Origin of the sequence: Lysinibacillus sp. NPDC058147, assembly GCF_042884205.1 — a bacterium.
In the GTDB taxonomy this organism is placed as follows: Bacteria; Bacillota; Bacilli; order Bacillales_A; family Planococcaceae; genus Lysinibacillus.
In genome coordinates, this window is record NZ_JBHVUJ010000001.1 from 887,846 (window position 1) to 901,808 (window position 13,963).

The 13,963-nt window shown below is 36.7% G+C and carries 13 protein-coding genes; all 13 read left to right on the plus strand.

Translation table 11 applies throughout. The annotated features are described in order from the left end of the window. Positions 1-170: 170 nt before the first annotated feature. The 13 genes from ACFVT8_RS04215 (at position 171) to ACFVT8_RS04275 (ending at position 13,894) form a co-directional block, all read left to right on the plus strand. Positions 171-1,118, plus strand: a complete 948-nt coding sequence (locus ACFVT8_RS04215) for an MBL fold metallo-hydrolase (RefSeq protein ID WP_387081812.1) — start codon at positions 171-173, stop codon at positions 1,116-1,118. Positions 1,119-1,127: 9 nt separating this feature from the next. Beyond that, on the plus strand, positions 1,128-1,883 hold the full coding sequence (locus tag ACFVT8_RS04220; RefSeq protein ID WP_387081811.1) for an SDR family NAD(P)-dependent oxidoreductase: 756 nt from the start codon (positions 1,128-1,130) through the stop codon (positions 1,881-1,883). A gap of 455 nt (positions 1,884-2,338) precedes the next feature. Continuing rightward, complete coding sequence (locus ACFVT8_RS04225; protein WP_387081810.1) at positions 2,339-2,794, plus strand: MarR family winged helix-turn-helix transcriptional regulator; 456 nt, start codon at positions 2,339-2,341, stop codon at positions 2,792-2,794. Then, positions 2,781-4,121, plus strand: a complete 1,341-nt coding sequence (locus ACFVT8_RS04230; RefSeq protein WP_387081809.1) for a serine hydrolase domain-containing protein — start codon at positions 2,781-2,783, stop codon at positions 4,119-4,121. Before ACFVT8_RS04225 ends, ACFVT8_RS04230 begins: the two co-directional genes overlap by 14 nt. A 599-nt stretch (positions 4,122-4,720) precedes the next feature. Beyond that, positions 4,721-5,914, plus strand: coding sequence for an argininosuccinate synthase (locus ACFVT8_RS04235; RefSeq protein ID WP_387081808.1), 1,194 nt, complete (start codon positions 4,721-4,723; stop codon positions 5,912-5,914). A gap of 85 nt (positions 5,915-5,999) precedes the next feature. After that, positions 6,000-7,373, plus strand: coding sequence for an argininosuccinate lyase (argH, locus tag ACFVT8_RS04240; protein WP_387081807.1), 1,374 nt, complete (start codon positions 6,000-6,002; stop codon positions 7,371-7,373). 211 nt (positions 7,374-7,584) lie between these two features. After that, entirely contained in the window at positions 7,585-7,962 is a 378-nt protein-coding gene (locus tag ACFVT8_RS04245; protein ID WP_387081806.1) for a carboxymuconolactone decarboxylase family protein, read from the plus strand. Positions 7,963-8,455: 493 nt separating this feature from the next. Then, complete coding sequence (locus tag ACFVT8_RS04250; protein WP_387081805.1) at positions 8,456-8,833, plus strand: GntR family transcriptional regulator; 378 nt, start codon at positions 8,456-8,458, stop codon at positions 8,831-8,833. Between the two features lie 7 nt (positions 8,834-8,840). Continuing rightward, entirely contained in the window at positions 8,841-9,920 is a 1,080-nt protein-coding gene (locus ACFVT8_RS04255) for a DUF1648 domain-containing protein (protein WP_387081804.1), read from the plus strand. A gap of 13 nt (positions 9,921-9,933) precedes the next feature. Beyond that, positions 9,934-11,226 carry an alpha/beta hydrolase gene (locus ACFVT8_RS04260; RefSeq protein ID WP_387081803.1) on the plus strand — a complete coding sequence of 431 codons (1,293 nt, stop codon included), beginning with the start codon at positions 9,934-9,936 and terminating at the stop codon, positions 11,224-11,226. A 12-nt stretch (positions 11,227-11,238) separates the two neighbouring features. After that, on the plus strand, positions 11,239-11,553 hold the full coding sequence (locus ACFVT8_RS04265; RefSeq protein WP_387081802.1) for a DUF3784 domain-containing protein: 315 nt from the start codon (positions 11,239-11,241) through the stop codon (positions 11,551-11,553). Positions 11,554-11,854: 301 nt separating this feature from the next. Continuing rightward, entirely contained in the window at positions 11,855-12,703 is an 849-nt protein-coding gene (locus tag ACFVT8_RS04270; RefSeq protein ID WP_387081801.1) for a MerR family transcriptional regulator, read from the plus strand. A gap of 87 nt (positions 12,704-12,790) precedes the next feature. Beyond that, positions 12,791-13,894: a C45 family autoproteolytic acyltransferase/hydrolase gene (locus ACFVT8_RS04275; RefSeq protein WP_387081800.1), complete on the plus strand. Its 1,104-nt coding sequence runs from the start codon at positions 12,791-12,793 to the stop codon at positions 13,892-13,894. Positions 13,895-13,963: the final 69 nt, after the last annotated feature.

Genomic DNA, 13,963 nt, shown 5'->3' on the forward strand with positions numbered 1-13,963 from the left:
GACACCTTCACCAATTACGTACTTGGTTTCATCGACGCATGTTAATAATTAGATTATTCAAAATTATATTAATAATACTTCAACCTGTCAACAGGAGGGTGACGAAGAGAAGAAAAACTTGTAAAATAGAATGAATCGGTATTCACTTGCATAAAAGGGGGAAACAGCTTTTGTCTATATACAAAATAGAAATACCAACACCCTATGAAGTAGGAGATGTGAATGCATTTGTAGTAAAAGGCGATGCATTGACAATTTTTGATGTTGGTCCAAAAACAATGGAAGCCTATGATGCTCTAAAATGGGGTATTCGAGCTGCGGGCTTTGACATGCGAGATATTGAACAGGTTGTGTTAACCCATCATCATCCAGATCATGCAGGTTGGGTGGATGCCTTTCCAAACGCAGAAATTTTAGGGCATGCCTATAACGATAAATGGCTTCGTCATGACGAAGATTTTTTACGTTACCATGTACAGTTTTACAGTGAGCGCTTATTTGAGCACGGAGTTCCTCAAGAATATATCCAGCCGAGTGTACATGTTCGCCATGAAATAGAGCTTGTAGGGGAACGACCATTAACACAAATTCTTAACGATGGGGATGAAGTACCAGGACATCCAGGATTAAAGGCAATTGAAACATTAGGACACGCACAAAGCCATTTAATCTACTGGGATGAAAAAACGCATCATGTAATAGGTGGAGATTTATTGCTTGAAAAAATAACACCAAACCCATTAATTGAGCCACCGCTAGACCGTACTTTAGGACGTACTAAATCGTTACTACAATATAATGAATCGCTAGAAATTTTACGTCGATTACCTGTGAAAAAGATGTATACAGGACATGGTGCTGAGCTAGAGAATATTCCTGATTTAATTAATAAAAGACTAGAACGCCAACATCAGCAATCTTTGAAGGTTTGCGAATTATTTGGTGACGAATCATTAACCGCTGTACAAGTAACGAAGCGCTTTTATCCAGCGATTTTTCAGCGTCAGCTTGGTCTGACGTTGTCTAAAACGCTCGGTTATTTAGATTACTTAGAGGCCAACAATTTCATTACATCTACAAAAACGGAAGAAGGTATCTATTTATTTCAAAGGAAGTAGGTTTTAAGTATGAGCATGAATAAAAAGACTATCTTCGTGACAGGTGCAACAAGTGGTGTTGGACTGAAAATTACAGAATTATTAGTAGCACAAGGCCATATAGTATATGCGACAGGACGCAATGCGGTGGCATTGAAAGCATTAGAACGCGTTGGTGCAAACGTGATCCAAGCAGATTTAACTAACTTAGCTACAATCGATGATGTATGCGCACAGCTACCGCCTCTTGATGTAGCTATTTTATCTGCCGGGGTAGGTAAATTCGGCATTGCGACTGACTTATCAGATGAAGCTGTTAGACAAATGGTAGAGCTAAATGTCAGTGTACCGATGTATTTAGCAAAGCGTCTAGCAGCACCTATGATACAACGTCAGCAAGGTCAATTAATCTTCATCGGCTCACAAGCAGGAAAGGTAGCGACACCTAAGGCGAGTGTTTATGCTGCTACAAAGCATGCAATTGTCGGTTTTACGAATGGATTTCGTATGGAACTGGCTCCGTATAATGTTAAAGTCACTGCGATACATCCAGGTCCAATCGATACACCATTTTTAGATAAGGCTAGTGATGAAAGTGGCTATCGCGAGTCTTTAGGGAGATTTTTATTATCAGCTGAAGAAGTTGCACAAGCTACTGTAAAAACAATTGAACGCCCTGTCCGAGAGGTTAATTTACCAAGGATAATGGGATTAACAAGCAAGCTGTATGCAATGGCACCTGCAACCGTTGAATTTTTAGGTAAATCATTTTTCAATAAAAAATAGGCAATCAATTATGCCTTGACATAATTGCGTCCGGAATCGGTTTTGTGCTTAGGCCTGCAAATGTTTTTTGTGCGAAAGCGCAGTGCTAACGTAGCGGCAGCAACAAATGTTTTTTGTGCGAAAGCGCAGTGCTAACGTAGCGGCAGCGCATGTCTTTGTCTGTGCGAATGCGAAGCGACAGCAACAGGGTTTTATCTGCGCGAAAGCGTAGCGGCAGCGGCAACACAGCACCGATGCAGTTAAGTTAGCCGTTATCGCATGAATGCGATGATTTTAGGCTAACATCCTTTATTGAACTCCTTTCCGATTCTGTAATACCCGCTGAAAGAAATTAAACTGTAAATATGCTCGAGTATAAATCGAGTGCGTTTACAGTTTTTTTAATCCCATTTTATTGACAAAATAATTTATGTTGATTAACATTTAAGTTAACTAAAATATTTAGGCTGGTTAAGATGACTAAAAATATAAAACAAATTGTCGATGACATAAATCAATATTCTTATGAAATGAATGTAAAATTAGCGAAGGCTCAAGAAGCTCTATTTAAAGATGATTTATCGATGAAACAAACGATGGTAATCGATTTTGTATACAAGCATAAAAAGTGCACAATGGGCGAAATTGCGCACTTTATGGAAATCTCCCCAAGTGCGGTGAGTCAAATAGTAGCGAGACTTGAAAAAGAAAACTACCTTAAACGTGATATTAACCCTAATAATCGTAGGGAAGTGGTTGTTATGTTGGCTGAAAATGGAGAGGCGTATTATCATCGCGATGAACAAATAAATAAGCTAATTCTTGATAAGATTTATAGCAAAATGCCTGAAGCAGATTTAGAACAATTGCGTAGTTTAATCCAACGCTTATATCAAATTGTTGAGGAGGAGATTTCAAATGGATTGGAATAAAGTAAAAGAACAGCTTGAAAATACATTTAATGGTACAGTTTTGCTTGCGCAGGAAGAGACAGTTTTATTGCAAGGTGCCTATGGTGAAGCTTCGATAGAAACACACACGTCTATGGATCTTCATCAACGTTTTAACTTAGCTTCTGTATCAAAGCCGATTACATCATTGGGAATTTTACTTTTAGTACAAGATAAGAAAATAACATTCGATGATGATATTAGCCAATGGTTCGATAATTTACCTTACACAAATATTACTGTGCGCCACTTATTACATCATACATCAGGTTTGCCGGATTATATGGCATTGTTTTCAAATTGGGATGAAACAACAGCTGCCACAAATGAAGATGTTCTGCAGCTATTAATTCAATATGCGCCACCTCGACTTTTTAAAGCAGGTGAGAGAATGGAATACTGTAATACAGGTTATGTCCTGTTAGCTCTTATAATCGAGCGTGTAGCGAATAAAAGTTTTACTGAATTTATGAATGAAGCTATATTTACACCTTTAAATATGATGAATACAACTGTGACGTCAACTACTTTTACTAAACAATATAAAAATGAAATTGCACATGGCTACGTGTTTGATGTGTATACCGGGCAATATGTGGACCCTTCAGAATTTGAAGAAACGAAAAGTACTACTTGTTTGAATTATATTACTGGCGATGGCGGAATCTATTCAACGGTAGAGGACTTATGGAAATTAGGGCGTGCTGTTATTCAAGCACAGCTTTGGGATGAAGCTTTACTTGAGCAAGCCTTTACTCCCTCAACTCTTACAGCAGAGCAACCTTTTTCTTATGGTATGGGCTGGATTATTTACGAGGATGAACAACTGGGGAAATGTGTATCGCACAACGGTGGATGGCCTGGGTATGCAACTACATTTAAAATTTACCCACAATCTAAGACAATCTTTGTATTTTTACGCAGTAAAGAGCAAGAGGTGGATTATGAAATAGCTATTGGTGAAGCGATTGAAAAAGCAGTAACGACACATGAATTCCATTTACCAAAAAAGCCCGAACAATATAAAGCTGTGCATTTACCAGTCGAAATTTTACAGAGCTATGAAGGTAAATACCAACTCCAAGAACACCCTGAACATGCAGTGGAAATAGCGTTACAAGAGGGTAATCGCTTATATATTTTCCTACCTGCTACAATGCCACTTGAGTTACATGCGATAAAAGAAGATGAATTTTTCTTACGTGGTTTAGGCGTTCTAGTTACAATAAAGCAAGATATATTAACAGTTAATAATGATGGTCAAAAAACGATTGCTAAAAAAATAACCGACCACGTGCTTAAAGGATAATAACATATTAGTTTTACAATTTGAGATCAATCAAAATCTGTTTGCATAATGTATTCTCAGATCGTAGACTAAATCTTCTTTATTTGCATAAAGTTAATAGTATTTCAAATCGCTAGATTCCCACAAATAGCATTTTGTAAAGGGTTTTGGAACTATCATGTTTTCGTTTTCTTGGTGCAATTCAAACTTTGTTTATTGATTGATACACAATAAATTAATATTTACCTTTTTGTCGACATGAGAACTCATTTTAAACAATGGGTTCTTTTTTAATAGTGTTTATAAATTCAAAGAACATGAAAATGTACATATTTAAATTAACCCCTCGTTTTGCCAAAGAACCAGGTACTTTTCTGAAACTTATATTATATACATTCATGTAGCGAGTAAAAATTCGTTTATCCGAGTGAAAATATTCATAGTTGATATAAAGACTTAAAGTATTGTAATGACTCACTTTTTATAATAAACATAAAAGTCTATAAATTTATAAAAATACACTTGCGCTTATTTTTATAACGTGATACTATTCGTGTATAAACTTTTAAGTGGATGTATAAACATACATATCTTATAGATTAATTGGAGGCGCATTTTTCATGGCGAATAAAAAAGTAGTATTAGCATATTCAGGAGGTCTTGATACTTCTGTAGCAATTCCGTGGTTAAAAGAACAAGGTTGGGACGTTATTGCAGTTTGTCTTGACGTTGGTGAAGGTAAGGACCTTGAGTTTGTAAAAAATAAAGCTCTTCAAGTAGGAGCAATTGAATCATATATGGTAGATGCGAAGGATGAATTCGCTGAAGAATATGCATTAATCTCATTACAAGCTCATACTTGGTATGAGCAAAAATATCCACTAGTATCGGCACTTTCTCGTCCATTAATTTCTAAAAAATTAGTAGAGATTGCGAACCAAGTAGGAGCGGACGCAGTAGCTCATGGTTGCACAGGTAAAGGTAATGACCAAGTTCGTTTCGAAGTTTCCATCAAAGCGTTAAATCCAGACTTAGAAGTGTTAGCACCTGTACGTGAGTGGGGCTGGAGCCGTGATGAGGAAATCGAATATGCAATGAAACATAATGTACCTATTCCTGCAACGTTAGATTCACCATTCTCTATCGATCAAAACTTATGGGGCCGTGCGAATGAAGCTGGCGTAATGGAAGATCCATGGGTATCTCCACCAGAAGAAGCTTACGGTTTAACAGTTTCTGTGGAAAATGCCCCAGATGAAGCGGAATATGTAGAAATTGAATTCGTTGCTGGTAAGCCAGTATCGTTAAACGGTAAAGAAATGAAGCTTGCTGATTTAATCCAAGAGCTAAATGCAGTAGCTGGAGCACACGGCGTTGGTCGTATCGATCACGTAGAAAACCGATTAGTTGGTATTAAATCTCGTGAAGTTTATGAAATTCCAGGAGCAAAAGTACTATTAATGGCTCATAAAGAGCTTGAAGACTTAACGCTTGTAAAAGAGTTGGCTCACTTCAAGCCAGTCATTGAGAAAAAATTATCTGAATTAATTTATGATGGTTTATGGTTCTCTCCATTACGTGTTGCACTAGAGTCATTCCTTGCTGAATCACAAAAATTTGTGAACGGAACTGTGCGCGTGAAGCTTTACAAAGGTCATGCAATTGTAGAAGGACGTAAATCTCCAAATTCACTTTATAGTGAGAAGTTAGCAACTTATTCTAAAGAAGATCAATTCAACCATGCTTCAGCAGTAGGCTTCATCGAATTATGGGGTCTGCCAACAGTGGTTAACTCTTCAGTAAATAAAAAATAATCTTTTTTGACAGCAGGGTGTAGTGTAGCATTAAACGCTGTACTACACCTTTTTCAAAAAGAATTTAAGGAAAAGGTGAGCTGTTATGACAAAACTTTGGGGCGGACGTTTCCAAAAATCGGCAGAAGCATGGGTGGACGAGTTCGGCGCATCGATTGGATTTGACCAACAGCTTGTTCTAGAAGATCTTGAAGGTAGCGTAGCACACGTTACAATGCTTGGCACGACAAGAATTTTACCAGCTGCTGACGTGGAGGCAATTCTTGGTGGCCTTTCACAATTACAAGAGAAAGCAATCGCAGGGGAGCTTGAATTTTCAGTTGCCAATGAAGATATTCATTTAAATTTGGAAAAAATGCTCATTGATTTAATTGGCCCCGTAGGTGGTAAGCTCCACACAGGACGTAGCCGCAATGACCAAGTAGCAACGGATATGCATATTTTCTTGAAAAAACGTGTGAAGGAAGCAATCGGTTTAATTGAGACATTCCAAAAGACATTGCTTGAAAAGGCTGAGGAGCATGTAGAAACAATTGCGCCAGGCTATACACATTTACAACGTGCTCAACCAATCTCATTTGCGCATCATTTAATGGCCTATTTCTGGATGTTAGAACGTGATAAACAACGCTTTACGGAGTCGCTTAAACGTATCGATATTCTGCCTTTAGGTGCAGGTGCGATGGCGGGCACAACTTTCCCAATCGACCGCTTAAAATCCGCGGAGCTTTTAGGTTTTAGCGAGGTTTATGCGAATTCTATGGATGCTGTAAGTGACCGTGATTTTATCGTTGAATTTTTAAGCAATTCATCATTATTAATGGCGCATCTATCTCGTTTTGCAGAGGAAATTATATTGTGGTCGACAGATGAATTCAAATTTATCGAATTAGATGATGCCTTTTCAACAGGTTCTTCTATTATGCCACAAAAGAAAAATCCTGATATGGCGGAATTAATTCGTGGGAAAACAGGGCGTGTTTATGGTAACTTAATGGGCTTATTAACTGTTCTTAAAGGAACACCGTTAACATACAACAAAGATATGCAGGAAGATAAAGAAGGTATGTTCGATACAGTCCATACAATTCTAGGTTCTCTAAAAATCTTTGAAGGTATGATTCGCACGATGACTGTCAATACAGAGCGTTTGCACCAGGCAGTACACTCTGACTTCTCCAATGCTACGGAGCTTGCAGATTATCTAGCTACAAAAGGCATGCCTTTCCGTGAAGCACATGAAGTGACAGGAAAACTTGTATTCACATGTATTCAAAAGGGTATCTACCTACTAGATTTACCGCTTGAAGACATGAAAAAAGAAAGTGAGCTTATCGAAGCGGATATTTACGATGTATTAGCGCCTGAAGCAGCCGTTCGTCGTCGCCATTCTTTAGGTGGTACAGGATTTGATCAAGTAAACATCCAAATCAAAAAGGCAAAAGCTTTTTTTGCATAACTATTTCCTTAGCGTGCATGTCCTTGTGACTTTTGCATAGATATTCATTAAAGCTGTCCAGTGAGGCACTATGAAAAACCATTTTCCTTTTTCGTTAGAGCCAGAGGGTGAAACGAAAAAGAGCCCCTTACATAGGTGAAGGACAATCCCCAATTCTGGAGACGCGGAATTGGGGTTTTTGTGTAAAGAAATATTAAAGGGAGGGATATCAATGAATGAGCGTTTTACAAAGGGGTACGAAACAATTAAACAGTATGTGACAAAGGATGAGGCGGCAAGAATGATTGAGGCAGATGCACTAGCTGATATAGCACCGGATTTACGTAAAATGATTATTGAATTTGCCTATGGTGAAGTGTATTCTCGACCAGGGCTAGATGCAAAAAAACGTGCGCTTGTTGTCATCACAGCAGTAGTAACTCAAGGTGCTGCCCCACAAACAAAAACACATATTAAGCGTGGTTTACATGCAGGTTTGACACAAACAGAAATTGTGGAAGCATTATTACAATTAGTGCCATATATAGGTTTTCCGCGTGTGCAAAATGCTTTAACGATTGCGCAACAAGTCTTTAAAGAAGGCACCTAAAATAAAAACTCTGTATTTTCGCGGAGTTTTATTCTTGAACAATCCACTTTTGATAAAAATGCTTTTCACATGAATAAACACTTGCGAAGCGGTTCATATTAAGTGAGGAATCACTTATTAATCTAATATGATGAGGAGGATGTAGAATGAGTAGTCAAACACCCAAAGACCAGGAATCTCAGGAAAGTCCGCCACAACTGTATAGGGTGAGCTTCTAAAATCTTAATGAATCGGTGAGGCAGAGGATATTCTGTTTTGCTGTATCTTAAGAAGAAGCAAGAACCGATACAGATCAAATCAAATAGAAATAAGTGTTCTTGGGATCCAGAATTTTTCTGGGTCCTTTTTTATTTTGCATTAAATGACCTCAAGGGGAAGATCCTAATTGATTAATTGCTACTTTAGAGAGAATTTGACTTTTTTAGAAAACTGTATTACTCTTTGTATGACAGATTTCTGTTTGGTGATAAGCAATACAGATAGGAGGGGTAAAATGAATATTCATTTAGATCCAAGCAGCGAATTACAGCTTTACAAACAGTTAGCGAATCAGTTAATTGAGTTAATTGCAAAGGGAAAGCTAAAAAATGGTGACACATTACCTTCAGTTCGTTCAATGGCTTCTGATTTAGGTATTAATGTCAGCACGGTTAGTAAGAGCTATCATGAACTTGAAGAAAAAGGTTTGATCGAATTAAAGCAGAAAGCAAAGGCGATCATTATCGGTGGTCAAAAAAAAGAACTGGAAGAGACGGAAGTTGAAAAAGTAGAAAATGCATTAAAGCCAATTATGGCAGAGGCCTTTGCACGTGGTCTCGAAAAAGATCAGATGACAAGTTTGTTTCATCGAATTTTAAAACAATGGAAGTAGGGGAAATATGCTTTTTATATTAAGCATTTTTATCTTTGTAGGGGTAATGGAAACTTTAACACCATATTTAACGAGAAAAACAACAGTGTTTGGTGTTTCAATTCCAGAGCCCTATGTGCAACATCAGCAATTACAAATATTTAAAAAACACTACAGCATGATGGTCGGGAGCATAGCAGTTGCATTTCTTTTAGGCCAAATTTCACTTCTATTTACATTCATTCAAGAAGAGCAATTTGTTTTATTATCCTTTATCTTGCTATATCTCATGCTTCTTATTTCAGCAGGACTTTATATGTTTTATCATATAAAAACAAAAAAATTAAAAAAGCAAGAAAATTGGGAAGTGCATGTAAAAACTGTTTATGTGATGGATTTATCTTTACGAGATCGAGATGAGGTACTTTCACCTACGGTTTTTATATTACCAATTATTATGACCATAGCATTGATTACCTTTACCTATATGAATTACAATGCCATCCCAGATGTATTTGCTACACATTGGAATGCAGCAGGTGAGGTAGACGGTTGGACTGAAAAAACATGGCTATCAGTTATTGTACTGCCGCTTATTTTACTAGGGACACAGATTAGCTTTTTCATCATCAGTATAGGTATGAAAAGTGCCAAAATACAGTTGAGTGCACAAGTGAAAGAAGCTTCAGCAAATAGAGAGCTTAAACAACGTAAATATGGCAGCTGGTATCTCGCAGCAATTAATTATAGTATAACTATTCTTCTTGTTGTTTTACATTACACGTCAGTGATTTTAAAAAATCAAACGGCTCCTTACTTCTTCCCGCTTTTTGCGGTTTTTATGATCGTTTCTTTAGGGGGACTTACCCTCTTAATTTGGAAGTTAAGTAAAAGTAATGAGCGCTTTGATGATTTACATACAAACGAAACAGCTGCAGCCGATGATCGATATTGGAAATGGGGTATTATTTACATCAATAAAAATGATCCTTCACTATTAGTACAAAAGAAATACGGTGTTGGTTGGACTGTGAATTTAGCGAATAAATGGAGTTATATCATTTTACTTGTAATATTTTTGCCAATCTTATTAGTCATCATCATATAGAAGGAGAGATTTTATGAAAAAACTTTTGTTTTTATGTTGTGCACTTTTATTATTAGCAGCATGCGCTCAAAAGGAAGACAATACAAAAGGTAAAGAGTCAAAGGAGGACAATAAAATGACTGAACAGTTAGTAGGTAAATGGGAAGGGAATATTGAAACGCCAAACGGAGCACTTCCAATTATCGTTGATTTGCAGAAAGATAGTGGGACATTATCAGTACCGGCACAAGGATTATCCAATTATCCATTTAAAAGCATAAAATACGATGCTGATCAAGTGAATGTTTCAATCAATTTAAATGGCTCGGCAGTTGAAATTAACGGAACATTAAAAGATGGGCAAATTGAAGCAACGTTTCAACAAAATGGTGGCAAATTCCCACTTGTCTTAAAACCATTCAAAGAACAGGCAGAACAACCAATTACGTATGAAACGTTAAAGATTCCTGTTAAAGATGGTGAGTTAACAGTGGCTCTTCAAAAGGCTAGCAAGGAGCCATCTCCAGTGGCACTTATTATAGCAGGCTCTGGACCAACTGATAAAGATGGAAATTCAGCAATAGCTGGTAAAAATAATAGCTTAAAAATGATTGCGGAAGGGTTAGCAAATGAGGGCATTGCTACTGTCCGCTATGATAAACGTGGACTTGGCGATAATCAATCCCTTTTGACTAAGGAAGAGGATATCACGATTGACCAATACGTAGATGACGCAGTACAAGTGATTAATGCTCTTTTAGCAGATAAAGCGTATTCGAGTGTTCATATAATTGGACATAGCGAAGGCTCATTGATTGGTTTGCTAGCAGCACAAAAAGCACATGTAGACTCCTTTGTTTCCATAGCAGGTGCTGGAAGACCAGCAGATGAAATTTTGTTAGAGCAATTAAAAGGTCAATTATCGCCAGAGCTTCTAAAAGAATCAACAGATGCTCTTGCAACCTTGAAAAAAGGAGAGCTAGTGAAGAACGTTTCTCCAGATTTACAATCACTCTTCCGTTCTTCCGTTCAACCGTATATGATGTCATGGTTAAAATATAACCCGGCAAGTGAGTTAGCAAAAATGAATAGCCGAGTTTTAATTCTTCAAGGAACAACTGACTTACAAGTAGTTGCAACGGATGCGGAAGCGTTAAAGAAAGGCAAACCAGATGCAAAGCTTGTATATATGGACGGAATGAATCATGTGCTAAAAAATGCTCCAGCAGATCGTACGAAGAATTTAGCAACATATTCAGACCCTTCATTACCACTTCATAAAGAATTACTACCAACCATTCAGCAGTTTATTATGAATGAAAAGTAGAGACTAAGCATTATGGATGCTATTGTTTGGTTTGTCATTATGATTCCGATCCTAATCTTTGCGATTGTTTTATCACAAGGCAAAGGTGCATTTTTACTAGCGGGCTACAATTCGATGTCCGATAGTGAAAAAGAAAAATATAACGAAAAAGCACTCGCAAAATTTGTAGGTAAAGTAATGTATGGCTACTGTTTTTGTTTACTTTTGTGGGGACTGAACGACCTATTCAAAACGGAATGGCTATTTATCATTGGGCTCGTTCTCTTTATAGCTCTTACAATTTTCGTAATTGTCTATGCCAACACACGTAATCGCTTTAAAAAATAAGTTTATATAAGATGAGTCGAGTGAAATAGGTAAATACCCGCGGAAGCAAGGGAAATTCAACTAACAGTGCAATCATTCATTGCAGTAAGTATTAGAACTGTTTATAAATAATATTTAACAAAAAGAGTATGCTCAAATCAGAGTATACTCTTTTTGGGCTTGGGAGGGCACTCGTTAAAATGTTTGCCATGTTATGATAATGAACATTAAATTTGAAACATTTACCACATTTCTATATTACGATATAGTAATAACTAAGTGGTTAATCGATTTCGATATTATTTGAAAAGAAGGTTTTATTATGTATAGCATTGGAAAGTTTTCGAATCTGTGCAATGTTCCTGTAAAAACCATTCGTTATTATAACGATATAGGGTTACTCGAACCATCCTTTATAGATCAAGTGACAGGCTATCGGTATTATGATTACGATAAAATGAAAGAGCTGAATACTATACAGGTTCTAAAACATTGCCATTTTTCATTAAAAGAAATTGAACAGATCATTAACGGAAATAATGATAGACAAGATTTAGAGAAAAGATTAAATAAAAAAGTTCAGGAATTAGAGCGCCAACAAGAATTAATCGCTGAACAAATTCAAACTATTGTCCAAGTGAAAAATTCTATTTGGAACACTGAGACATTTCATCCAAAGCCAATATTATCAAGTTGTTACATAGAAGAACGACCAAAAACACAGATGCTCGCCATCCGTGAAAAGATACATATTATTGAAATGGATAAGCTAGTACAAAAATTATTTGAACGAGTGTATGCGTATCAATTTGAGATTGATGGTGAGCTTGTTGCAATTCTCCACCAACAGGACAGGAACCAAAATATAGCAGATGTCGAACTGCTGTTACCAGTAAAAGGAACTCAACAGGGGGAGCATATTAAAGTAATACCAGAAGGCAAGTATGCTTGTATAAATCTAAAGGGACCGTATTCAGAGCTACATTTTGGCTATAGTCGTTTGCAGGAATGGCTTACTGAGCAAACACTTCAGGTAGAAGGGATGTTTATGGAGCAATACATAGAGGGGTTAATACCAACGGAAGTCGTAAATCCAATTAATATTAAACCAAATATTGAGCTACATCCAAATGATTTTTTGACGAAAGTTTTTGTGAAAGTAAGAAACTAGCTAAACTCTCCAGTAGATGGAGACTTTATTCTGTATTTAGCAAGGTAAGAAATATCTTGCTAGTAATATATAGAATGGGGTATATCGATGAAAACAAATACAGGACAGTTTGCATTTCTTAAAGGTAGTTCGTACGAGATTGGACAACAACAAGCGCGAGAATATCAAAAAAACCCTTTTGCGAAATCGCTATTCTTTAAGGAAAATTTAACCTCTGACAACGCTTATTTTGAAATGAAAGCACAAATTGAGCAATATTGTCCAGGTTTAAATAAAGAATTAGAAGGCTTTGCTGAAGGCTTTGGCTATGAGCCCGAACAATTAAATTATTATCAAAATGCATGGTTAATTCCTGGGGGATGTAGTTTAGGGGCTATATTACCTGGAAAAATGGCAGATGGTAAAACATATGTTTTAAGAAATTATGATCTATCACCTGATATTTCAGATATGCGTTTGTGTACAACAGATGTCGAAGGGAAATTTACTCATACAGGATTTTCTGTTTCTACATTCGGTCGAAGTGAAGGCTTAAATGAGAAGGGGCTATGTGTTGCATATGCGTCATGTGGTATGCCCATTGGCAAATATCCTGGTATGAGACCACCAGTAGTACCTGGGTTACAGTTTATGGTTATTGTTAGAGCCCTATTAGAAAACTGTAAAAATGTAGAAGAAGCAATATATATGGTTAACAATATGCCAGTAGGAACGAATATGAATTTACTTATTGCTGATGCAACTGGTGACGCGGCTTTGATTGGAACTTACGACGGAATAAAAGAAGTTAAAAGTGCTGAACTAGATTATCTTATTGCGACTAATCATGGACTATTTTCCGCAATACAAGAAATGGAGCATGGCAAGCTCGAGCATTCTCAATTAAGATATGATATTTTAGAGGCGAAATTTAAGGAAAGTGGAAAAAGATCTATTGATGAAATCCAAGAACTTCTTTTAACAGAGTTCCCTAAAGGGTTATCCGTCCATAATTACAAAGAAAGCTTTGGAACAGTACATTCAATTTTATTTAACCTTACTGATTTGCAAATGGAGTTTTCATTTGGCTCACCATTACAAAATAAGGTAAACAAAATAGACGTTGGCGAGAACTTTGCGAAAACACAAACACTTGTTGAATTTAATAATAAAAGCTATGGAACAGAATTTTGGAAAATAATAAAATCTTAAACAACAAAAAGACCTTTCCCTGGTGAGAGGTCTTTTTGTATATACAAACAACCATGCTGTGTCCAATAG

Bases quoted from the DNA above. Each gene is read 5' to 3' on its own strand.
- ACFVT8_RS04220 (WP_387081811.1), top strand. From the start codon at position 1,128: ATGAGCATGAATAAAAAGACTATCTTCGTGACAGGTGCAACAAGTGGT.
- ACFVT8_RS04225 (WP_387081810.1), top strand. From the start codon at position 2,339: ATGACTAAAAATATAAAACAAATTGTCGATGACATAAATCAATATTCT.
- ACFVT8_RS04230 (WP_387081809.1), top strand. From the start codon at position 2,781: ATGGATTGGAATAAAGTAAAAGAACAGCTTGAAAATACATTTAATGGT.
- ACFVT8_RS04235 (WP_387081808.1), top strand. From the start codon at position 4,721: ATGGCGAATAAAAAAGTAGTATTAGCATATTCAGGAGGTCTTGATACT.
- argH (WP_387081807.1), top strand. From the start codon at position 6,000: ATGACAAAACTTTGGGGCGGACGTTTCCAAAAATCGGCAGAAGCATGG.
- ACFVT8_RS04245 (WP_387081806.1), top strand. From the start codon at position 7,585: ATGAATGAGCGTTTTACAAAGGGGTACGAAACAATTAAACAGTATGTG.
- ACFVT8_RS04250 (WP_387081805.1), top strand. From the start codon at position 8,456: ATGAATATTCATTTAGATCCAAGCAGCGAATTACAGCTTTACAAACAG.
- ACFVT8_RS04255 (WP_387081804.1), top strand. From the start codon at position 8,841: ATGCTTTTTATATTAAGCATTTTTATCTTTGTAGGGGTAATGGAAACT.
- ACFVT8_RS04260 (WP_387081803.1), top strand. From the start codon at position 9,934: ATGAAAAAACTTTTGTTTTTATGTTGTGCACTTTTATTATTAGCAGCA.
- ACFVT8_RS04265 (WP_387081802.1), top strand. From the start codon at position 11,239: ATGGATGCTATTGTTTGGTTTGTCATTATGATTCCGATCCTAATCTTT.
- ACFVT8_RS04270 (WP_387081801.1), top strand. From the start codon at position 11,855: ATGTATAGCATTGGAAAGTTTTCGAATCTGTGCAATGTTCCTGTAAAA.
- ACFVT8_RS04275 (WP_387081800.1), top strand. From the start codon at position 12,791: ATGAAAACAAATACAGGACAGTTTGCATTTCTTAAAGGTAGTTCGTAC.